Annotated in this window: 21 protein-coding genes; 12 read left to right on the top strand and 9 right to left on the bottom strand. The window is 30.4% G+C overall.

Translation table 11 applies throughout. The features are described 5' to 3' along the window. The first annotated feature begins 49 nt into the window (after window positions 1–49). The 3 genes from WA340_RS10880 to WA340_RS10890 all read left to right on the top strand — a co-directional run bounded on the left by WA340_RS10880 (window position 50) and on the right by WA340_RS10890 (window position 1,186). Window positions 50–241 carry a hypothetical protein gene (locus WA340_RS10880; RefSeq protein ID WP_336129073.1) on the top strand — a complete coding sequence of 64 codons (192 nt, stop codon included), beginning with the start codon at window positions 50–52 and terminating at the stop codon, window positions 239–241. Window positions 242–267: 26 nt separating this feature from the next. After that, the gene (locus WA340_RS10885; RefSeq protein WP_304144331.1) at window positions 268–423 is read left to right on the top strand and encodes a hypothetical protein; all 156 of its coding nucleotides are present in this window, start codon (window positions 268–270) and stop codon (window positions 421–423) included. Between the two features lie 82 nt (window positions 424–505). Next, window positions 506–1,186, top strand: a complete 681-nt coding sequence (locus tag WA340_RS10890; RefSeq protein ID WP_336129074.1) for a DUF2461 domain-containing protein — start codon at window positions 506–508, stop codon at window positions 1,184–1,186. Window positions 1,187–1,192: 6 nt separating this feature from the next. On the opposite strand, the gene WA340_RS10895 is transcribed toward WA340_RS10890, so the two are convergent. Then, on the bottom strand, window positions 1,193–1,609 hold the full coding sequence (locus WA340_RS10895; RefSeq protein ID WP_106678297.1) for a glyoxalase: 417 nt from the start codon (window positions 1,607–1,609) through the stop codon (window positions 1,193–1,195). A gap of 119 nt (window positions 1,610–1,728) precedes the next feature. Between WA340_RS10895 and WA340_RS10900 the strand changes: the two genes are divergently transcribed. Then, window positions 1,729–2,616 (top strand): DUF72 domain-containing protein, encoded by an 888-nt coding sequence (locus WA340_RS10900; RefSeq protein WP_336129075.1) that lies wholly within the window; start codon window positions 1,729–1,731, stop codon window positions 2,614–2,616. Window positions 2,617–2,619: 3 nt separating this feature from the next. Continuing rightward, on the top strand, window positions 2,620–3,009 hold the full coding sequence (locus tag WA340_RS10905) for an acyl-CoA thioesterase (protein ID WP_027878998.1): 390 nt from the start codon (window positions 2,620–2,622) through the stop codon (window positions 3,007–3,009). A 9-nt stretch (window positions 3,010–3,018) separates the two neighbouring features. Here the strand turns inward: WA340_RS10905 and WA340_RS10910 are convergent, their stop codons facing one another. Together WA340_RS10910 and WA340_RS10915 are read right to left on the bottom strand one after the other, a co-directional pair. Further along, the gene (locus WA340_RS10910) at window positions 3,019–3,306 is read right to left on the bottom strand and encodes a DUF3817 domain-containing protein (protein ID WP_106677750.1); all 288 of its coding nucleotides are present in this window, start codon (window positions 3,304–3,306) and stop codon (window positions 3,019–3,021) included. 295 nt (window positions 3,307–3,601) lie between these two features. Next, entirely contained in the window at window positions 3,602–4,405 is an 804-nt protein-coding gene (locus tag WA340_RS10915; RefSeq protein ID WP_336129076.1) for an energy transducer TonB, read from the bottom strand. Between the two features lie 198 nt (window positions 4,406–4,603). Here WA340_RS10915 and WA340_RS10920 point away from each other — a divergent pair, with 198 nt between their 5' ends. Then, window positions 4,604–5,410, top strand: a complete 807-nt coding sequence (locus WA340_RS10920; protein ID WP_336129077.1) for a helix-turn-helix domain-containing protein — start codon at window positions 4,604–4,606, stop codon at window positions 5,408–5,410. Window positions 5,411–5,508: 98 nt separating this feature from the next. Beyond that, window positions 5,509–5,937, top strand: a complete 429-nt coding sequence (locus WA340_RS10925; protein WP_027879004.1) for an FKBP-type peptidyl-prolyl cis-trans isomerase — start codon at window positions 5,509–5,511, stop codon at window positions 5,935–5,937. A gap of 720 nt (window positions 5,938–6,657) precedes the next feature. Here the strand turns inward: WA340_RS10925 and WA340_RS10930 are convergent. From WA340_RS10930 to WA340_RS10945, 4 genes are all read right to left on the bottom strand, one after another. After that, the gene (locus WA340_RS10930) at window positions 6,658–7,722 is read right to left on the bottom strand and encodes an alkene reductase (protein ID WP_336129078.1); all 1,065 of its coding nucleotides are present in this window, start codon (window positions 7,720–7,722) and stop codon (window positions 6,658–6,660) included. A 129-nt stretch (window positions 7,723–7,851) separates the two neighbouring features. After that, entirely contained in the window at window positions 7,852–8,283 is a 432-nt protein-coding gene (locus tag WA340_RS10935; RefSeq protein ID WP_336129079.1) for a PepSY-like domain-containing protein, read from the bottom strand. A 5-nt stretch (window positions 8,284–8,288) separates the two neighbouring features. Continuing rightward, window positions 8,289–8,654, bottom strand: coding sequence for a hypothetical protein (locus tag WA340_RS10940; protein WP_336129080.1), 366 nt, complete (start codon window positions 8,652–8,654; stop codon window positions 8,289–8,291). Between the two features lie 163 nt (window positions 8,655–8,817). Continuing rightward, window positions 8,818–11,655 carry a M16 family metallopeptidase gene (locus WA340_RS10945; protein ID WP_336129081.1) on the bottom strand — a complete coding sequence of 946 codons (2,838 nt, stop codon included), beginning with the start codon at window positions 11,653–11,655 and terminating at the stop codon, window positions 8,818–8,820. Window positions 11,656–11,780: 125 nt separating this feature from the next. Between WA340_RS10945 and hpf the strand changes: the two genes are divergently transcribed. Then, on the top strand, window positions 11,781–12,086 hold the full coding sequence (gene hpf / locus WA340_RS10950) for a ribosome hibernation-promoting factor, HPF/YfiA family (RefSeq protein WP_027879009.1): 306 nt from the start codon (window positions 11,781–11,783) through the stop codon (window positions 12,084–12,086). A 53-nt stretch (window positions 12,087–12,139) separates the two neighbouring features. Here hpf and WA340_RS10955 read toward each other — a convergent pair whose 3' ends face one another. Then, complete coding sequence (locus WA340_RS10955) at window positions 12,140–13,255, bottom strand: DEAD/DEAH box helicase (protein WP_336129082.1); 1,116 nt, start codon at window positions 13,253–13,255, stop codon at window positions 12,140–12,142. 41 nt (window positions 13,256–13,296) lie between these two features. Continuing rightward, window positions 13,297–14,856, bottom strand: coding sequence for a DEAD/DEAH box helicase (locus WA340_RS10960; protein ID WP_106677725.1), 1,560 nt, complete (start codon window positions 14,854–14,856; stop codon window positions 13,297–13,299). 105 nt (window positions 14,857–14,961) lie between these two features. Between WA340_RS10960 and WA340_RS10965 the strand changes: the two genes are divergently transcribed. The 4 genes from WA340_RS10965 (at window position 14,962) to WA340_RS10980 (ending at window position 20,082) form a co-directional block, all read left to right on the top strand. Beyond that, window positions 14,962–15,774 (top strand): DUF1853 family protein, encoded by an 813-nt coding sequence (locus WA340_RS10965; RefSeq protein ID WP_336129083.1) that lies wholly within the window; start codon window positions 14,962–14,964, stop codon window positions 15,772–15,774. Window positions 15,775–15,858: 84 nt separating this feature from the next. After that, the gene (locus WA340_RS10970; RefSeq protein ID WP_336129084.1) at window positions 15,859–18,162 is read left to right on the top strand and encodes a type IA DNA topoisomerase; all 2,304 of its coding nucleotides are present in this window, start codon (window positions 15,859–15,861) and stop codon (window positions 18,160–18,162) included. Beyond that, entirely contained in the window at window positions 18,152–18,739 is a 588-nt protein-coding gene (locus WA340_RS10975; protein ID WP_336129085.1) for a pseudouridine synthase, read from the top strand. Before WA340_RS10970 ends, WA340_RS10975 begins: the two co-directional genes overlap by 11 nt. A gap of 71 nt (window positions 18,740–18,810) precedes the next feature. Continuing rightward, entirely contained in the window at window positions 18,811–20,082 is a 1,272-nt protein-coding gene (locus tag WA340_RS10980; protein ID WP_336129086.1) for a mechanosensitive ion channel family protein, read from the top strand. Window positions 20,083–20,134: the final 52 nt, after the last annotated feature.

A 20,134-nucleotide genomic window follows, 5' to 3' on the forward strand; every position in this document is an offset into this window, starting at 1 on the left:
GATGAAAAAATTAGTATATACCTTCTTAATCTTGTTCTCACTAACCACAGTGTTTACAAGTTGTAGAGAAGAAAATAAAACACCAGAAGAAAAAATTGAAGAAACTATGGATGAAATGCAAGATGACATTGATGAAGCTTCAGACGATGTTAAAGATGCAATGGAAGACGTAGAAGATGAAATTAAAGAAGTTAAAGAAGAGAGTAAAGAAGAAGTCGAAGAAATGACTGATGAACAATAAATATTAACCACTTAAAACCAAATATTATGAAATTTACTTTAAAAAAATCTATTTATGCATTTATTTTAATGTTCTCATTAGCAGCAGCATTTACATCTTGTAGAGAAGAAAAATCTACAGGAGAAAAAGTAGAAGACGCTGTAGAAGATGTAGCAGATGACGTTGAAGATGCAGTAGATTAATAACTACATAAATTGCTATGAAACAAAAAAACCTCAGTTTAAACTGAGGTTTTTTTGTAATTTTAATAAAAATTAAATCTTAATGAAATCGACTATATCTAAACACGTATTCACATTTTTAAAACAACTAGAAAAAAATAATAACAGAGATTGGTTTAATGAAAGAAAACCAGAATTTAAAACTATAGAAAAAGAAGTAAAAGCCTTTAATAAAGAAGTGTTTGAGCTATTAAATAAACACGATCAAATAGATAAATTAAAACAGTTTAGAATATATAGAGATGTAAGGTTTTCTAAAAACAAACAACCTTATAAAACCCATTTTGGTTGTTCCTTTAATCGTGTAAAACCTAAACTTAGAGGTGGATATTATATTCATATTCAGCCAAATAACGAAAGTTTTATTGCTACAGGGTTTTGGGATCCAAATAAAGAAGATTTACTACGCATTAGAAAAGAGTTTGAAATAGACGATCAAGAGATGCGCGATATTTTAAACGATAAAAGCTTTTCAACTATTTGGGGAGATTTTAAAGGAGACAGCCTTAAAACAGCACCAAAAGGATTTGATAAAGAACATCCAGCAATAGACTTAATTCGTCGTAAACAGTATATTTTTACTAAACCGTTTACAGACAATCAAGTTTTATCAGATAACTTTATAAATGAAGTAGATACAGCATTTAAAGCCATTCGTCCATTTTTTGATTATATGAGCGATGTCTTAACAACAGATTTAAATGGAATATCAATAATTGATTAACCTCAATTAAACCGCAGATAAATATTTAGGCTTTTCAAATAATTGAATATTACTTTGTAAACGTTGTTTTACAATATTCATCATACGTTTATTTAGCGAAGACGAGTTTTTTATATACGTCAAATATTCATCTACTGTAAATTGACCAATCACCATACCTTTAAGGCTGTTTCTAAACTTAATGTCTTTATGTATAGCATTTTCAATATAATTTAAACGCTTTTCTAATGTCAATTGGTAAAATACATTTTTATGTTTTGCAATGTAGTTTCTAAAAACCTCAATAAATAAATCATTTTGCAATTTAATTACTGGTCTTAACGTTTCATTTTGAAAGCGTTCTTCACTACTCATTGTTTCATTAATAATAATACTTTCAATAATTGGTCTTGCAGTTAACAGTTGTTGATCTCGCGTAGTCATGATAGTAATTTTTACTAAAATTATCGATAAATAATAGCAATACAGACATAGTAAAAAATTGTTTTTAACGGTCTTATTAACAATCTATAAATTGTAATTTTGAAGTAAATATGTATTAAATGAAATTTGGAAGTGTTACTAACCCAGAAGATATAGATTTTACTTTACCAAAAGACCATAAAGACACAAAACGTGTGCTTAATTTAGTTAAAGATGATAATGAACCAGAAATTTATGTTGGCTGTGCTAAGTGGAACAGAGCAGATCTTAAGGGTATTTATCCAAAAGGCACAAAAGACGAATTGGAGTATTATTCTTCTCAATTTAATAGTATAGAACTTAACGCTACATTTTACCGTATTTTCCCACCAGAACAATTTAAGAAATGGAGAGAAAAAACACCATCAAATTTTAAGTTTTTTCCTAAGCTAAATCAAGAAATTAGTCATTGGAAACGTCTTAACGAAGTTAAAGAAGTTGTAGATAACTATTTATATTCTGCAGTAAATTTACAAGAAAAGTTAGGCACTATCTTTTTGCAAATGCATAATAATTTTGCGCCAAAAGATTTTAATCGTGTTGTTAATTTTATTGAAGATTGGCCAAAAGAAATTCCCTTAGCAGTAGAGTTTAGACATACAGATTGGTATAACGATCCAACTGTTTCAGAAGAGTTATTTCAACTTTTAGAAACTAATAACATATCAAATGTTATTGTTGATACAGCAGGAAGACGCGATTTAATGCATATGCGATTAACCAATCCAACTGCTTTTGTGCGTTACGTAGGCGCAAATCATCCTACAGATTATACACGACTTGACGATTGGATAAAACGATTAAAAACTTGGAAAACACAAGGAATTAAAGAGATAGACTTTTTTATACATCAAAACATTGAAAAAGAATCACCTTTACTTTCAGCATATTTTATAAAACAATTAAATGCAGAATTAGGCGCTCAATTAAAAGTCCCTAACGAAGCTCAACAACAAAATTTATTTTAGCCTATGAGATTTCATACAAGAAAATGGGTAAAACCAGAAGACTTAAATCCAAACGGTACTTTGTTTGGTGGTAAATTACTAGCTTGGATTGATGAAGAAGCAGCACTTTACAGCATAGTACAATTAGAAAACAATAAAGTGGTTACTAAATACATGAGTGAAATTAACTTTATGAGTAAAGCAACCGAAGGTGATATTGTAGAGATTGGTATTGATGTTAAAAAGTTTGGTGGCACATCGTTAACCCTTAAATGTGAAGTGCGTAATATGCGTACACGCGAAACTATTATTACCGTAGAAGATATTATTATGGTAAATTTAGGTGAAGATGGAAAACCTAAACCGCACGGAAAAACACAAATAGAATACGTTAAAGACCGATTAAAAAAGTAGGAGAGAAGCCTACTTTTTTTTAGCTAAAAACTTTTTGTCTACGTAAAAAGTCCCAAAAGGAATTAAAGAAGCAACAAGTACAACTAAAAACGTACGGTTATTCCATTTTTGTTCTGGTTTTAATAACACAGCCAAAGCTATGTAAGCCACAAATAATAACCCATGTGGCATACCTAAAAGCTTAACATATGTAGGGTCGTTTGCAAAATACTTAATAGGTGTTGCAATAAAAAGAAGTAAAATATAAGAGACTCCTTCTAAAAGAGCGATAATTCTAAAAATGCTAAGTAAACTCATTAATTATTTTTTTGTAAAATTACGTGTTATACTTAGTAAAACCAATAAAAAAAGAAAGACATCATGTTAATTTTGATGTCTTTTTTGTTTCCTTATTTAGCAGAATAATTAATAATAATCCCTAAGTCATTTCGAACGTATTGAGAAATCACATAATTTGAACAGTAGAGTAGTAGGATGAGATTCCTCTTCGTACCTCATTCGGAATGACAACAGAATATTAACGTCATACTGAACTTGTTTCAGTATCTCATACGGATAAAATAGATTTTGCATCTAGTGCGGAATATCAGTCCTAACAACCCATCAATCCAAAAGAAATAACTAACTCTTGGTCAACAGTGTTACCGTTTTCATCTTTTGCTGGTGTCCAAGTACCAGGTAAATCTTTCATTAATTTAATAAGTTGCTTATCAACTTTTGGATAATTAGAACTATGGTCCAAATGTATGTTTTCAATATCTCCTGTTTTGGTTACAGTAAAGTATAGTTTACCTGCTTTTAGCTGTTTAGGATCAACATCTTGTCTAACTGTTTCGGTTTGGTCTTTAAAATAGGCTTTTAATGCTTTAAAACCTTCAGAATATTGCGCTTGCACGTCAGGTACAATGGTATGATGTGGTGTAGAGTAGTTATAACCGTCAGAATATTTATCTATAAATTCTGTTCTAAAAACAATATTGTCGCCATAATCTAACGTTTGTAAGTAATTAAGTTGTTCTGTAGTAAAAGTTGTAGTTGTTCCGGCTAAATTTAAATCTTGTTGTCTATCGTTAAACACTTTTAGTAATCGTACAGCTTGTAAAGTTTTCATACTGTTTAGTGTTTCTATGTCGTAAACATCTTTTAGTTTTTTTGCATTAATGACTACTGATTTTTTAATGGGCATAAAACGTGTGCCAATTTCATAGATAAAATCTTCAAAGACTTCATTTTTAATAATTGGATCGTGTTCCTTAGGTCCATAAATTACGTCTTCAGTTTCTGTAGTGGTTATTTGCGTTGGTGCAACGTCTTTAATGTCTTTTTTAAAAACGGTAAACGCTGTTAATACAAACGCAAAAATTACTATACCAAGGATTAAAATTTGTTTTTTCATAACTTTAAATTTAATGATTAATGAGATTTAAAAAATTTGATATTATAAAACTATAGCGATAAGCCGTTAAAAGTGTCAAAAAAGTGTAAAAGAAGTGTCAACTATTGTAAAATCTCATAAAAATGTATGTTATTTACAATACTTATGAAGTTATCTCGCCTATTTTTAAAACCTATAATCGTACTAATTTTGGTTAGTATGGTATTACAATCTTGCACAAAAACACAAGAACCAGCAGCAAACCAAGTAGTAAAAATAGCTTTAAGAGATGTTGGTCACCAACTATTATTAAGTAATCAAGACAGCACAACGGTAGTACCGCCGATACAAGATTTGGGCGATAACCATTACCAATTACAATTTAATACACGGTTAAGCATACATCCTGATAGTTTAGTACAACAAGTAAAAACAAGTTTTAAAAAAGCTAATTTACCTAATAATTATATTACCGAAGTACAGCGTTGTAGCGATAACCAAGTAGCGTATAGCTACCAAATAAAACAAGATATAGAACAAGGTATTGTACCTTGTGGCGGCAGAGCTTTAAAACAAGATTGCTACACTATAACCGTAGCGTTTTATACAATAAAAACCACAACTTCTTTTGCTTATTATACTATACCGTTAGCCTTATTAATTATAGGATTATTATGGTTTATAAAGTTGAGATCTAAACCCAAAGCAATAAGACAACCTATAAGTACAAATGCTAAAACTATTGGTAGTTATACCTTTTATCCAGAACAAAACAAGCTAATTAAACAGGCTAAAGTAATTACTTTATCTAAAAAAGAATGCGAGCTTCTTAGCATTTTTATAGCACAACCAAACCAAGTTATTAAACGCGAAACTTTATCTAAACGCGTTTGGGAAGACCATGGTGTTGTAGTTGGTAGAAGTTTGGATACTTACATTTCTAAACTACGTAAAAAACTACAAGAAGACCAAAGTATTAAACTAACCAACGTACATGGTGTTGGTTATAAGTTGGAAGTGGAGTAGTGGTTACATATTTACTTTCTAAACTATTTCTTAAATATTCGTCAAACCAATATAAGAGCCATACCTTTGTAACTATTTACAAATTATAAACAAAAATTATGAGTAAAGTAAAAGCAAACGATACTGTAAAAGTACATTACACAGGTAAATTAACCAATGGACAAGTGTTTGATACATCTGCAGAAAGAGAACCGTTACAAGCACAATTAGGACAAGGACAATTAATACCTGGTTTTGAAAACGCTTTAATTGATATGGCAGTTAACGAAAAGAAAACCGTAACTATTGCCAAAGCAGATGCTTACGGAGATGTGCGTACAGAATTGTTTCAAAAAGTTGCAAAAGAAGAATTACCAAAAGAAATAACTCCAGAAGTTGGCATGGGCTTAGTCGCATCTGCACCAGATGGATCACAACAACAATTACGTGTAGCAGAAGTTAATGAAGATCATATTGTTATAGATGCTAATCATCCATTAGCTGGTCAAGATTTAATCTTTGATTTAGAAGTTGTTGGTATAAACTAATATATCATTAGTCATTTCGAACTTAGAGAGAAATCACAGAATAAAAGAATCTATCAAAAATTAGATTTATAATCAAAAACGCTTTAGAAAATTCTAAAGCGTTTTTTTATGATAAAAATTAAATTCTGCATCTAATCCTGAATAATATTTTATTATGTAAAATAGAATTAATGTAAAAATGATTTGTTATAATTATATCTTTTCAATTACTATTAATTTTCTAATCCCTGAGAATCGCGTATTTGAAAATTCACAATTTGTACAGAATATTAAAATTATGAGAATTATGAAATATGACCATTTTTATGGTTTTTAAAGTCATTTCGAACAGCGTGAGAAATCACATTATTTTGAAATCAAATTTTATGTCAGTTTCACTGATTAATTTATTTATTATATTTTAAGATATAGATTCCGCATCAAGTGCGGAATGACAATTATATTTATTATTGATTGATAATAATTAGCTTGACATAATTTTTTTACAATTTGAAACACATACGTGTTATCATATTGAAAATTATGTCAAATATCTCGTTACTCGCTATTACGCTAATTACTATAATTGTATTATAATTTATATTATGTAAAATAGAAGTTTTAAGATTATACTTTATATTTTCAATTTATAGTAATTTAAAAACGCCTAGATTGCTCTAAGCGTTTTAAAACTAACTAATCAAAACTATTAATAGTAATAGTATTCTCAGGGATTCACTTTTAATAATCTGTATAACCTTCTTTTCCTGGTGTGTAAAACGTATCTGGATTTTGGTCTTGTAATTCTTTATTCTCTTTAAATCTTTCAACTAAATCTGGATTAGATATAAATGGTCTACCAACGTAAACTAAATTCATACCTTCATCTAAAACTTTTTGAGCATCTGCTTCACTAACAACGCCACCACCTGAAATGACAGTTCCAACAAAGCTTCCTTTTATAGTTGCTTTAATATCTGTTTTAAATTCTGGTGCGCCCATTGCTGTATGATCTACAATATGTATGTAAGCTATATCTAGTTTTTTAAGCTCTAAAGCCAAATAGTTGTATAGCTCTACTAAATCGTCATAATCATACTGTAAGTCTCCGTTAACACCGTATGGTGAAATACGTATTCCAACTTTATCTCCACCAATAGCAGCAACAACTTTTTGTGTAGTTTCTAGCACAAAACGAGCTCTGTTTTCAAAATTTCCACCGTAATTATCATCTCTAACGTTTGATTTTGGATTTAAAAACTGCTCTAATAAATATCCATTTGCAGCGTGTAATTCGATACCATCAATTCCTGCATCTATTAATTTTTTAGCGCTATTAACAAATTCGTTTTGGGTGCTTTCTATATCTTTTAATGTCATTGCTCTTGGTGTAGTATGTGGCAACATCCCTTTTGTATCGGTATACATTTCACCATCAGCTTTTATTGCACTTGCAGATAAAACTTCTCCACCATCAGGAATATTTTCATCTACAGCCATTCTTCCGCAATGCATAAGTTGTACAAAAATTTTACCGTTATTTTTATGTACTCCTTTTGCTATTTGTTTCCAGCCTTCAATTTGTGCTGGGCTAAAAGCGCCAGGAATACGCGCATAACCAAGCCCGTTAACAGAAGGAGAAGTTCCTTCACTTATAATTAGTCCTGCTCCTGCTCTTTGACTGTAATACTCTGTCATTAAATCATTTGGAATATTATCTATTGCTCTGCAACGCGTCATCGGAGCCATTACTATTCTATTTTTAAGCGTTTTGTTTTTTAAGTTGTAATCGTTATATAAAGTCATATTTTAAATTTTTTATAAAAATAAATACCATGGAAAATATTTCCAAGTAGTTTAACTTAATTTTATAAATGTTTTACATGTGTATATATTGAAAGCTAGAGTGTATAAATTAGTTTAACGACATATACATTAATTAATGATTTGTCTATTTTCTCTAAATTCTACATCTTTATTTTTACCTTTTTGTTTAAATTCTACATCATAAAAAATACCTTTTGTTGCACTTTGTACATATTCTACTTCTGTTATTTCTTCATTTTTAAACTTGCTACTAATAACTTGTTTGATTGCTTTTGGCAAATTTTCTTTTTTTATGTTTAATTCTGTTTCAATCCAATTTCCTTTAGGCGAAAAATCTGCGCGGTATTTTTTTCCGTCTTTTTTGAAATGTGCCTCAAAATTTCCATGTGAATCTTTTTCCCAATTCGGATTTTTTTCACTTGGATACTTATTTTTAAAAGCAGTCTTTACGGTTTTAGGTACTTGCCCTTTTACTGTGTTATTACAACTTATTAATAAAATGACTAATAAGAATACACTTGATGTCTTAAGTAATTTCATAATTTTTATTTTTTATTAATGGTTTCTAATGGTTGAATATCATCTTTAATCTGCTTATAGACATCTAATTGAATTGATGTTAAAATATCTGCCATTTCTGCAGTTTCTTCACGCTGCATATTGTATAATTTGGCTAATTTGGTTTTTCCTGTGAAGTTATTTTCAATTTTATTTCTTGTGATTAGAAACTCCTCTACTTTCTTTTCAAACAGCATAAATTGTTTGGTGGTCATTTCTAATTGTTTGTCGTATGCTTTAGCAATTTCTGTAGCTCTTTTATCTAATTTTTCAGAATGTTTTTGAGTGAATGTATCTTGAGCTACAATTGAAGTTGTAACTAAAAATGCTAAAATGGTAAATATCTTTTTCATCATTGTAAATTTTTGGTTTACAATAATATACTTTGATTTAAAGGCACTGTCAAATCATTTAAGCAAACTTTAATATTTAACTATAAAGGTTTAACAGTTATTAATATTTAGAAATAAAAAAAGCGCAACCTAAGTTGCGCCTTTTTACTAATATGTTTTATGGTTAAAGCTTATTACCATAAATATCAAGTTCTATAACAGGTTTACCAAGCTTTTTAACTTCTTCAAACTGTGTAGCTTTATCACCAACCACTAAATAAGTTAAGTCTTCTTCATCCATATATTTATTAATAATTGACTTATAGTCTTGCAGTGTCATATTAATTAATTCTTCTTGATTTTTATCAAGGTAATCCTCTGCTCTATCGTATTTACTAATTTGTCTTAAAATGCCTAATTGTGCACCTAAACTTTCGTATGCTCTTGTGTTTCCTTTTAAGATTTTGTTTTTAGTAAGCTCTACTTCATTTTCTGTAAAGCTATTTTCATAATCTTTGACCATATTTTTAATAATTTCTAAGGATTTTAAAGTAGCATTAGCACGTACGCTTGTTCTGATTGTAAATGGGCTAATAATATTAGCTTGTGAAATACTAGAATATGCACCGTAAGTATATCCTTTACCAATTCTTAGGGTTTGGAATAATCTTCCGCTGGAGCCGCCACCTAAAATTTCGTTAGCAAAATCTAAGTTATTTGCATTTTCATCTTTTCCTGATAAGGCTAGTTTTCCTATATATAATACGGATTGTTTTGCGTTTGGAACATCTACAAAATATAGTTTTCCTGCAGTATCATTTGCTTTAATATCTGCTTCTGGAACAGAAACCGCTTCACCTTTCCATTCGTTTAAAGGTTGAAGAGCTTCAACAGTTTCGTCTTTATCAACATCTCCAGCAATATGGAAAGTAGCTTGACTTGGTACTAAATTTTTGTAATAAGCTTTCATGTCTTCCATAGTGATGTCTTTAGTGCTTTCTAAAGTACCAGAACTTGGGATGCCGTAACGGCTATCTTCACCATATAACAATTGACTGTACACATTACTTGCTATTGCGTTTGGATTTGCTTCGCGACCTTTTAAGTTGGTTTCTAAAGCTTGTTTTAGACGGTCAAATTCTTTTTCGTCCCAACGAGGTTCTAAGATAATCTCTTTAACTAACTTAATAGTTTCTTCAAAGTTTTTAGTTAAACATGATCCAGCGATATGAAAATCTTCCTCACTGCTATACATATAAATATTAGCACCTAACAATCCAATAGCTTCTTCTAAATCTGCAGGAGATTTTGTTGCAGTACCTTGCATCATTACATCACTAAATAAGCTAACAACACCTTCTTTTCCTTTTGGGTCTAAAAGTTGTCCGCCAGGAATCGTAATATCAAACTGAACTAATGGAACTTCTGTATTTTCTATACCATATAAATCCATACCGTTAGCTAATTGACCTTTCCAAATGTCTGGAGATTTAAATACTGGTAATTCTCCAAAAGGTGGCTCACTTCTATCGTATTTACTTGGTGTTTTTTCGTAAACAGCTTCTTCTCCTTGACTCACTTCTTCGTTAGCAACGTTTTGCTTTACTTCTTCAATCCAAACTTCTGCTTCTTTGCTATTTGTTACTGCCAAGTCTATTTGGTTTTTAGGCACGAAACTGGTCATTACGTAGTTTTTGTTTTTAATGTATTTATTATATACACGCATAATGTCTTCTGCAGTAACAGCGTTAGTTAAATTTGCTGTTTTTGTAATGTAGCTTGGATCACCACCAAACTCGTTATCTTGTACTAATTGAAATGCTTTATTTAAAACCGTACTAACACCTTGATATAACTGTGTTTCTAGCTCTGCTTTAATACGTTTTAATTCTTTTTCATTGACACCATTAGTTTCAAAACGTTTTAAGCCTTCTTCTATAGCAACTTTTACGCTATCTAAATCTGTATTGGCATTTGCACGAACTCTAAATACAAATTCTCCTGCAAGTTCACTACTGCTTTGGTAAGAGCTAACTCCTGGAGCTAATTTTTCTTCTTCTACAATAACATTATATAAAGGCGATTTTTTACTTCCGCTTAATATTTGTCCTAAAATATTTAAAGCATAAGTGTCCTCATGATATTCTTTAACTGTAGGGATTACCATACGTAATTCTGGTAATTTTGCAAAGTTATCTTCAAAGTACAATGCTTTAACACTATCTAATTTAACAGGTTCAAAATTTAACTCTTCAACTTCTGGTCCGCTTGGTATTTCTCCAAACCATTTTTTTACTAGTTTTTTAGTTTCTTCAACATCAATATCACCTGCAATTACTAAAGATGCATTACTTGCGCCATAGTATTGATTATAAAACTCTTTAACATCTTCTAATGTGGCTGCTTGCAAATCTGGTAAAGACCCTATTACTGTCCAACTGTAAGGATGTCCTTCTGGATATAAATTTTTTCTAATAACTTCATCTGTATATCCATAAGGAGAGTTATCTACACGTTGACGTTTTTCATTTTTTACAACTTGTTTTTCACGCTCTAAAGCCTCTTTGGTTACCGTATTAATCATGTATCCAAAACGGTCTGAATCTATCCATAATATTTTTTCAAAAGCGTCTTTTGGCACCACTTCGTAATATACGGTACCGTCACTCCATGTTCCTCCATTACGGCTTCCGCCCCATTCTGGAATCATTTTTCTGTTAGCGCCTACAGGTACATTTTCAGAGTCATTAAAACTCATATGTTCAAAAAAGTGTGCAAATCCTGTTTTACCTGGTTTTTCTCGGTTAGATCCAACATGCATCATGGTTGCAACAGCAACAATTGGATCTGAATGATCTTCATGAAGAATAACTTCTAAGCCATTATCTAAAGTGAATTTTTCATAATCAATTTTAAAATCTACAGCAGTATCTGCTTTAGATACTTGCGTTTTTGAGTCTGAATTGTTACATGAGATAAATGCAAATACAGACAAAACGGATAAAGTTTTTAAGAGTCTCATTAAATTATATATTTGATTGAAGCCTAAAGGTAAACAATATTTAATTGTCTTAAATTTTTAATAAAACGATATGAAAAAAAATCTATTTTAATTATCTTTAAGAGGAACTTTAATACCAAAATAATATGGATATAAAATTTGAATATGACAATGTAAAGGCTAGTAAGGCTTTAGAAGAATACACAACAGAAAAAGTTCAAAAACTTTTTAATAAGTATGAATTTTTAGTTAGAGCTGATGTTTTTTTTAAAGTAGAAAATACTAGCGATGATAAAACAGGAATGATATCTAGTATTAGATTAAGTGCTCCAGGACCTAGATTATTTGCTAAAGACAGTAAAGATACTTTTCATAAAAGTGTAAGTGAAGCTGTTAGAGAATTAGATAATCAATTAGCCAAGCGAAAGGGTAAAATGAAAACCCATCATTAATACATAACTATAAAAAAAGCGACCTATTTGGTCGCTTTTTTTTTGCTATATTATTAAACTGTTATTTGTTTCATTTTTATACCTAGTGCTTGTTCTACCTTAGTTACCTCGCTGTGTTCACTTGATAAAATTAAAGCAATTGAAACTCCTTTTTTACCGCCTCTTGCTGTCCTACCACTACGGTGTGTATAATATTCTAAATGTTCTGGTAGTTGATGATGAATAATAAAGCTAACGTCATTAACATCTATACCTCTAGCCGATACATCTGTAGAAATTAAAAATTGTAAAGATTCGTTTTTAAAAGAACGCATAACCTTATCTCTATCTTTTTGGGTCATATCTCCTTCTAATGCATCTACATTAAAACCTTCTACTTGTAATTGATGCTTTAAAGCTTGTGCACCTGCTTTTGTACGTGTAAATATAATACCACGTTCTTCTGCTCTTTCATCTAAAATTTGCATGATTGTACTTGCTTTTTGATGAATTGAAGTCTCTATAAAAAAGTGGCTTATATTTTTATTGACAATACTATTTCTGTCAATTTCAATACGGATAGCATTATCTGCAATGTATCTTTTTACGATATCTTTTAAATCTTTAGACATTGTAGCACTAAACAACCAAGTATTTTTTTTGCTTTTTATAGCGTTTAGTATAGTTGTTAAATCGTTTTTAAAACCCATGCTTAGCATTTCATCTGCTTCGTCTAAAACAATTGTTTTAATGTTAGATAAATCTACAGCATCACGCTGCATTAAATCTACTAAACGACCAGGAGTAGCCACTATAACATGTGTAGTTCGAGCTAAATTTTTAAGTTGAATATCAATCTTTTCTCCACCATAAACAGGTTCTACAAAAGTTTGGTTTGTATTATACTTAGTAAACTTAAAAAGTTGTTTTTTTATCTGTTGAACTAACTCGCGTGTTGGAGATAAGACTAATGCTTGAACATGACTTTTTTTAGGGTCAACTTTATGTAGTAAAGGTAAACCGTAAGCTGCAGTTTTACCAGTACCTGTTTGGGCTAAACCAACAAAGTCTGTATTACTGCTTAATAATATAGGTATGGCTTGTTCTTGAATTTCGGTTGGTGTTTTAATACCAATCTCTTTCAAAGATTTTGTATAATTTTTATCTAAGCCTAAGTCTTTAAAAGTCATATTATTTTATTTGTAGTCGTTAGACTTGTTAATATATTAATTTATTCTTCTTCTGGAGGAGGAAAACCATGAATTTCTTCATAGATCTCGTCAAATTCAGATCTTATTTTAGCATTTAATTTTTTACGGTAATCGTCTTTAAGCCAATCTACAAAGTTATGTGTACTTTTACTAATACATTTTGTGTATCTACCAATTCTGTAATCAATATCATCTCCTAAAAGCTTTGCTAAAGCTAAGGCGTCCCACATATCTTCACTATTTTCTACACAAATATGAGCATGCTGTGCGATAGAGCGTTCTAATACTACTTTAGAGCTTTCTCCTGCTCTAATTGAGTTTATATAGGTTTTTTTGATATCAAAATATACATGCTCTGAGTTTTTAAACTGCTCACGCATGTCATCTGGCATTTCGTATTTAAAATTATTTTCAAGTTCTTCATCACTTAAAATACCATCTAAATAATAGTTAGGAGAACGGAAAATTTTATGCCAATCTAAATCTGCGCCCCATGCCCCAAAACGATGTACGTTATTACCTAAATCTATAACGGTAAACTTGTCTTTTTTATCTAAAATACGAGATCCACGACCAATCATCTGATAGTATAATGTTAATGATTTTGTCGCTCGGTTTAGCATGATACAATCTACTGTAGGTTCATCAAAACCAGTAGTTAAGATACTTACAGACGTTAAGATAGCATCTGGTGTTTCTTTAAACCATTTTAAAATAGCTTTACGCTCTTTTTTTGTATTGTTATTATCAAGATGAGCAATTTTATAACCTGCACGTCTAAAGGTATCGTAAACATGCAGAGATGTATTAATACCGTTATTAAATATTAATGTTTTCTTACCTTTACAACGCTCTTCATAAGCTTGTAAAAGCTTAGTTAACATGTCTGTATTGGTATATAAATCTTCTGAAGATTTTACAGTATAATCACCATTAGCACCAACAACTAAAGATGTTAAACCTACATTATAGCTATAGATTTCGGCACGTGCTAAAAATTCATTTTCTATAAGAGATTGTATGGTTTCTCCTACAATTAATTCATTATAATTATCCTTCATAGGAAGGTTAATATTACTACTTAATGGTGTTGCTGTAACACCAAGTATAAATGAATTATCAAAAAACTTAAATAATTTGGTAAAACTATTATAATGTGCTTCATCAATAATAACTAAACCTATATCCGAAATATCAAGTTTATTATCATTTAAACGGTTATTTAAAGTTTCAACCATTGCTACAAAACAATTATAGTCACCTTGATCACTTAAATCTGCTTTACTATCTATAACTTTGTTTGACACACCAAACTCAGACAACATTCTAGAGGTTTGTCTACAAAGCTCTATACGATGCGTCATTACTAAAACTTGTTTTTTTCTAGTTTTAAGATATTGTCTAACAATTTCAGAGAAGATTACTGTTTTACCACCACCGGTTGGTAATTGATAAAGCAAGTGATAATTATCTGGTGCTTCTTCAAAACAAGTAAAAATCTTGTCTATAGCTCCTTTTTGATAATTATATAAACTTTTCCCTTCTGTACGTTCTTGTAATTCTTGTGTTTGGACTGACATTAATTAATAGTTCTATAAAATTTAAGATGTGCAAAAATACAATGATAATAGACTTATGACGAATAATTAGCGAAAAAAATTTATTGATTACATTTATCCCTTAATATGACAAGAATAATTGAAAATTATAAAGATAACTTTAGTGGTTTTTTTAATACACCACATTTATTTAACTCTGAAGTTTTTGGGATTACACCTTTTACTAAAACCTTACCACAACAATTTGTTTTTACAAAGCTGATAACTAAAAAGTTAAGACTAGGACAATTAGTAGAGCATTTTGTTTTTGAAGGGTTAAAACAATTTAAATCAATCAAATTATTATCAGAAAACCTTCAAGTTATAAATAAAAATAAAGTAACAATTGGAGAGATTGATGCTATTTATTTGGATGAAGAGAAGCCATTTCATCTAGAAATTCAATATAAATTCTACCTTTTTGACACCACTGTTGGAGATACAGAAATTGAGCATTGTATTGGACCAAATCGTAAAGATACTTTAACACAAAAACTAAAAAAGCTAAAAGACAAGCAATTACCACTACTCTATTCTAACACAACAACACCTTACTTAGAACAACTAAATCTAAAAGCAGTAGATATAAAACAGAACATCTATTTTAAAGCTCAAATTTTTATGCCTTATGGCAAAAATATCATGCTTAAAACACTAAATAATGATTGTGTTTATGGCTTTTATTTCAACTATAATAATTTAGAAAATTTTAAACACTGTAAATTTTATATTCCTAAAAAATTAGATTGGTTAGTAGATGTAAACCCAAATGTAAACTGGAATAACTATGAGCAAATGCTTCCTCAATTAAAAACATTTTATGAAGAAAAATACGCGCCAATGCTTTGGATGAAATTTCCAAACGGAGACATTAAAAAAAGTTTTATGGTTTGGTGGTGATTAATCGTTAATAACTTAGTCATAAAACTGCTTCCAAAACTTAACAATTTCGTTTAATTTGCAACACTAAATTTTTTAATATAAATGAAAGTCTGTATAGCCGAAAAACCTAGTGTGGCAAGAGAAATTGCTCAAGTCTTAGGCGCCAAAACCAAACGTGATGGCTACTTTGAAGGTAATGGTTATGCGGTAACTTACACGTTTGGTCATTTATGCACACTAAAAGAACCTAACGATTATAAACCCTATTGGAAAAGTTGGGATTTAAACAACTTACCCATGTTACCTGATAAGTTTGAAACCAAAGTATCAAACGATTCTGGTATTAAAAAACAATTCAAAATAGTAAAATCCTTATTTGATAAAGCAGACGTTGTAATAAATTGTGGTGATGCCGGTCAAGAAGGAGAATTAATACAACGTTGGGTTTTAGACCAAGCCAATTATAAAGGTGAAGTTAAACGATTATGGATATCTTCACTTACCACAGAAGCCATAAAAGAAGGTTTTGAAAAATTAGAAGCTAGCACAAAATACGATAACTTATACTATGCTGGGTTTTCTAGAGCAATTGGCGATTGGCTTTTAGGCATGAATGCTACCCGATTATACACCGTAAAATATGGTGGTTACAAACAAGTTTTATCTATTGGTCGTGTGCAAACACCAACGCTAGCCATGGTTGTTAACCGTTGGAAAGAAATAGAAAACTTTAAACCACAACCCTATTGGGAACTACAAACGCTTTATCGTGACACCTTATTTAGCTACGAAGAAGGACGTTTTCTAAAAATGGAAGATGGCGAAAAATTAGCAAATATTGTTAAAGAACACGATTTTGAAATTGTAAGCATTACCAAAAAGAAAGGAAATGAATTTGCACCAAAACTGTTTGATCTAACAGGTTTACAAGTGTATTGCAATACAAAATTTGGCTTTTCGGCAGATGAAACTTTAAAGATTGTACAGAAGTTATATGAGATGAAAGTGGTTACCTATCCACGTGTAGATACCACATTTCTTCCAAACGATATTTATCCTAAAGTACCAGGGATTTTGAAAAACTTGACTAATTACAGCCAATTAATTCAGCCACTTTTAGGTCAAAAAATTAAAAAATCTAAGAAGGTTTTTGACGATGCTAAAGTAACCGATCACCATGCGATAATTCCAACAGGTGTACAAACCAATTTACAATACAATCATCAACAAGTTTACGATATTATTACCAAACGTTTTATTGCGGTATTTTATCCAGAATGTAAAGTGTCTAACACAACTGTAATTGGTAAAGCAGAAAGCGTTAACTTTAAAACCACAGGAAAAGAAATTCTTGAAAAAGGTTGGCGAGAAGTGTTTGAATCTAAAGATACTCCAACCAAAGAAAGCGGTATTTTACCAACGTTTGAAAAAGGCGAAAAAGGACTACATGAGCCTTCTTTTTTAGAAAAACAAACGAAGCCACCAAAACAATTTACCGAAGCATCTTTATTGCGCGCAATGGAAACTGCAGGTAAACAAGTAGATGATGACGAGTTACGTGATTTAATGAAAGAAAATGGTATTGGACGACCTTCAACTAGAGCCAATATTATTGAAACGCTGTTTAGACGTAAATACATAAAACGTAATAAAAAACAGGTGTTGCCAACGGTTACCGGTATTCAATTGATTGATTTAATTCAAAATGAATTATTAAAATCTGCAGAATTGACAGGACTTTGGGAAAAACAACTTAAAGACATTGAAAAAGGCGAATATAGTGCTGTCGCTTTCATTAATAATATGAAAAAAATGGTAGACCAATTGGTTTATGAGGTACGTACAGAAAACGTGCAAGCTAAACTAAGTTATACCAACAACAAAGCAGGTAAAACAGCAAAAGCTAAAACTAAAACTTCAAAAAAAGGCATTGTAGGTAAAGCTTGTCCTAAATGTAAAAACGGACAATTATTAAAAGGAAAAAATGCCTACGGTTGCAGTGATTATGGAAAGAATTGTGATTTTGTATTACCTTTTATATATGCCGAAAAGTCTATTTCAGAAAATCAATATAAACGCTTATTAAGTAAAGGATCTACCGTAAATTTAAAAGGTTTTAAAGTTAATGATCAATCTGTTGAAGGTTTGCTTCGTTTTGATGATAATTTTAAATTAAAATTAGAGCCTAAAAAAGAAATTTCCGCGAAAGCGATAAATAAAACAGCAGACGAGAAAATCTGTCCTAAATGCAAAAAGGGAACGATTATAAAAGGAAAAACCGCTTACGGTTGTAGCGACTATAAAAATGGTTGCGATTTCAGGTTTAGCTACGATTTAATAAGAGAAAAAGCAAAAGGACAGCAACTAACTAAAGAGTTGGTTTTTAAAATTTTATATGAAAACTAAACACCAACACTTTAAAATATATAAACCTTACGGAATGCTTAGTCAGTTTGACAGCAATGCTAAGCATGAGCAAAAAAAACGCTTTTTATCAGAGCTTGGTACATTTACAGATGGTATAATGCCAATTGGCAGATTAGATAAAAAAAGTGAAGGTTTATTACTATTAACTACCGATGGAAAATTGAGTAATCACATCAATCAATCTGGAATAGAAAAAGAATACTATGCTTTGGTTGATGGCGCAATTTCCGCGAAAGCGATACAAGATTTACAAACTGGAGTCAAAATTGGTTTTGACGGAATAAAATACAACACAAAGCCTTGTAAAGCTAAAATTTTAGAATCTACTCCTAACCTACCGCAACGTACAAAAAAAATACGAGACCAGAGACATGGACCAACGACCTGGATATCTATAACTTTAACAGAAGGTAAATTTAAACAAGTTAGAAAAATGACTAGCGCTGTTGGCTTTCCTACATTAAGATTAGTCCGTGTTAGAATTGGTAATATTCTTCTAGAAAATATGAAATCTGGAGATGTAGCTTTATTAGAAAATTTACCAGAAATACTTTAACGTATCTTTAATTTATTTAGTTGTTTAAATAATCAAAAACTCTGTACTTTTGCTTGTTACAAACAATCAACATGAATAAATATCAACACTTTTTTTACAATTATTTTAAAGAATTAAGTTTTACAGACACTTCTGCAAAATACATGAATATGCTTATGCTATTTGTAATAGCTTTGGTAGGTATATTTATTGTCGATTTGATTGTAAGAACGATTCTAAGATTTATTTCGGCAAGAATTGCTTCTACTACAAAATCTAATTTTGACGATTTATTAATTTCTAATCGTGTTCCTGCTAATACGGCGCATGTGCCTGCTTTATATTTAGTGCATGAGAGTATTCCTATTGTTTTTCATGATTTTGAAAGCCTTCATGTTATTCTTGAAAAAACAACCACAATCATTGCTATAATTTTAGGTCTTTGGATAGTTAGAAGCTTACTAAATACTTTAAAAAGTTATTTTAAAACTCTGCCAAGACTTAAAGATAAACCAATAGACAGCTATATACAGGTCTTTATGATTTTTGCTTGGTCTGCTGGTATTTTATTAGCAATAGCTGTTGTAATAGAGTTGTCTTTAACAAAGTTTATAGCAGGATTTGGTACAATATCTGCCATTATCTTATTAATCTTTAAAGACACAATTTTAGGATTTGTAGCAAGTATTCAAGTCGCTATAAATGATATGGTTAGAATTGGAGACTGGATAACTTTTGAAAAATACGGTGCAGATGGTGATGTGATAGAAATAAATTTAGCTACTGTAAAGGTGCAGAACTGGGATAATACAATTACTACCATTCCTACCTATGCCATGATTTCAGATTCGTTTAAGAACTGGCGTGGTATGACAAATTCTGATGGTAGACGTATTAAAAGACATATGTTAATCAAGCAAAATTCTATCAAGTACTTAACGGATGAAGATATAGAGCGTTTAAAAGGTATTCAAATTATAGAAAGCTACCTAACTAACATGCAACAAAAAATAGAGCAATATAATACGGCTAACAATGCAGATAAGTCTTTATTAATTAATGGTAGAAATCTAACTAATGTAGGTGTTTTTAGAAAATTTATACAAACCTATTTAGAACAACATTCTGCCATAAATGACCAAATGTTATTGATGGCAAGACAACTACAACCTACTGCAGAAGGTATTCCTATAGAAATTTACTGCTTTAGTAAAGATAAACGTTGGCAAAATTACGAGTATGTTATGAGTGATTTATTTGATCACTTTTTAGCAGCAGTGCCTTATTTTGATTTAGAAATTTTTGAATTTCCAGATAATTCAACTTTTAAAAGTCTAAGTAACAAGGGAAACGTTAATTTGTAGTTAATGAATTTCAAAATCGATAGTAATACTATTAAATTTGCAAATAAATAGA

The organism is Mesoflavibacter sp. CH_XMU1422-2 (assembly GCF_037029245.1).
Taxonomy (GTDB): Bacteria; Bacteroidota; Bacteroidia; order Flavobacteriales; family Flavobacteriaceae; genus Mesoflavibacter; species Mesoflavibacter zeaxanthinifaciens.

What these genes read in the sequence shown, in the direction of transcription:
- WA340_RS10940 (WP_336129080.1), bottom strand. Translation starts at nt 8,654, where the DNA reads ATGAAAAAGATATTTACCATTTTAGCATTTTTAGTTACAACTTCAATT.
- WA340_RS10915 (WP_336129076.1), bottom strand. Translation starts at nt 4,405, where the DNA reads ATGAAAAAACAAATTTTAATCCTTGGTATAGTAATTTTTGCGTTTGTA.
- WA340_RS10890 (WP_336129074.1), top strand. Translation starts at nt 506, where the DNA reads ATGAAATCGACTATATCTAAACACGTATTCACATTTTTAAAACAACTA.
- WA340_RS10905 (WP_027878998.1), top strand. Translation starts at nt 2,620, where the DNA reads ATGAGATTTCATACAAGAAAATGGGTAAAACCAGAAGACTTAAATCCA.
- WA340_RS10965 (WP_336129083.1), top strand. Translation starts at nt 14,962, where the DNA reads ATGACAAGAATAATTGAAAATTATAAAGATAACTTTAGTGGTTTTTTT.
- WA340_RS10945 (WP_336129081.1), bottom strand. Translation starts at nt 11,655, where the DNA reads ATGAGACTCTTAAAAACTTTATCCGTTTTGTCTGTATTTGCATTTATC.
- WA340_RS10920 (WP_336129077.1), top strand. Translation starts at nt 4,604, where the DNA reads ATGGTATTACAATCTTGCACAAAAACACAAGAACCAGCAGCAAACCAA.
- WA340_RS10935 (WP_336129079.1), bottom strand. Translation starts at nt 8,283, where the DNA reads ATGAAATTACTTAAGACATCAAGTGTATTCTTATTAGTCATTTTATTA.
- WA340_RS10900 (WP_336129075.1), top strand. Translation starts at nt 1,729, where the DNA reads ATGAAATTTGGAAGTGTTACTAACCCAGAAGATATAGATTTTACTTTA.
- WA340_RS10960 (WP_106677725.1), bottom strand. Translation starts at nt 14,856, where the DNA reads ATGTCAGTCCAAACACAAGAATTACAAGAACGTACAGAAGGGAAAAGT.
- WA340_RS10980 (WP_336129086.1), top strand. Translation starts at nt 18,811, where the DNA reads ATGAATAAATATCAACACTTTTTTTACAATTATTTTAAAGAATTAAGT.
- WA340_RS10885 (WP_304144331.1), top strand. Translation starts at nt 268, where the DNA reads ATGAAATTTACTTTAAAAAAATCTATTTATGCATTTATTTTAATGTTC.
- WA340_RS10910 (WP_106677750.1), bottom strand. Translation starts at nt 3,306, where the DNA reads ATGAGTTTACTTAGCATTTTTAGAATTATCGCTCTTTTAGAAGGAGTC.
- WA340_RS10970 (WP_336129084.1), top strand. Translation starts at nt 15,859, where the DNA reads ATGAAAGTCTGTATAGCCGAAAAACCTAGTGTGGCAAGAGAAATTGCT.
- WA340_RS10925 (WP_027879004.1), top strand. Translation starts at nt 5,509, where the DNA reads ATGAGTAAAGTAAAAGCAAACGATACTGTAAAAGTACATTACACAGGT.
- hpf (WP_027879009.1), top strand. Translation starts at nt 11,781, where the DNA reads ATGGATATAAAATTTGAATATGACAATGTAAAGGCTAGTAAGGCTTTA.
- WA340_RS10930 (WP_336129078.1), bottom strand. Translation starts at nt 7,722, where the DNA reads ATGACTTTATATAACGATTACAACTTAAAAAACAAAACGCTTAAAAAT.
- WA340_RS10955 (WP_336129082.1), bottom strand. Translation starts at nt 13,255, where the DNA reads ATGACTTTTAAAGACTTAGGCTTAGATAAAAATTATACAAAATCTTTG.
- WA340_RS10975 (WP_336129085.1), top strand. Translation starts at nt 18,152, where the DNA reads ATGAAAACTAAACACCAACACTTTAAAATATATAAACCTTACGGAATG.
- WA340_RS10895 (WP_106678297.1), bottom strand. Translation starts at nt 1,609, where the DNA reads ATGACTACGCGAGATCAACAACTGTTAACTGCAAGACCAATTATTGAA.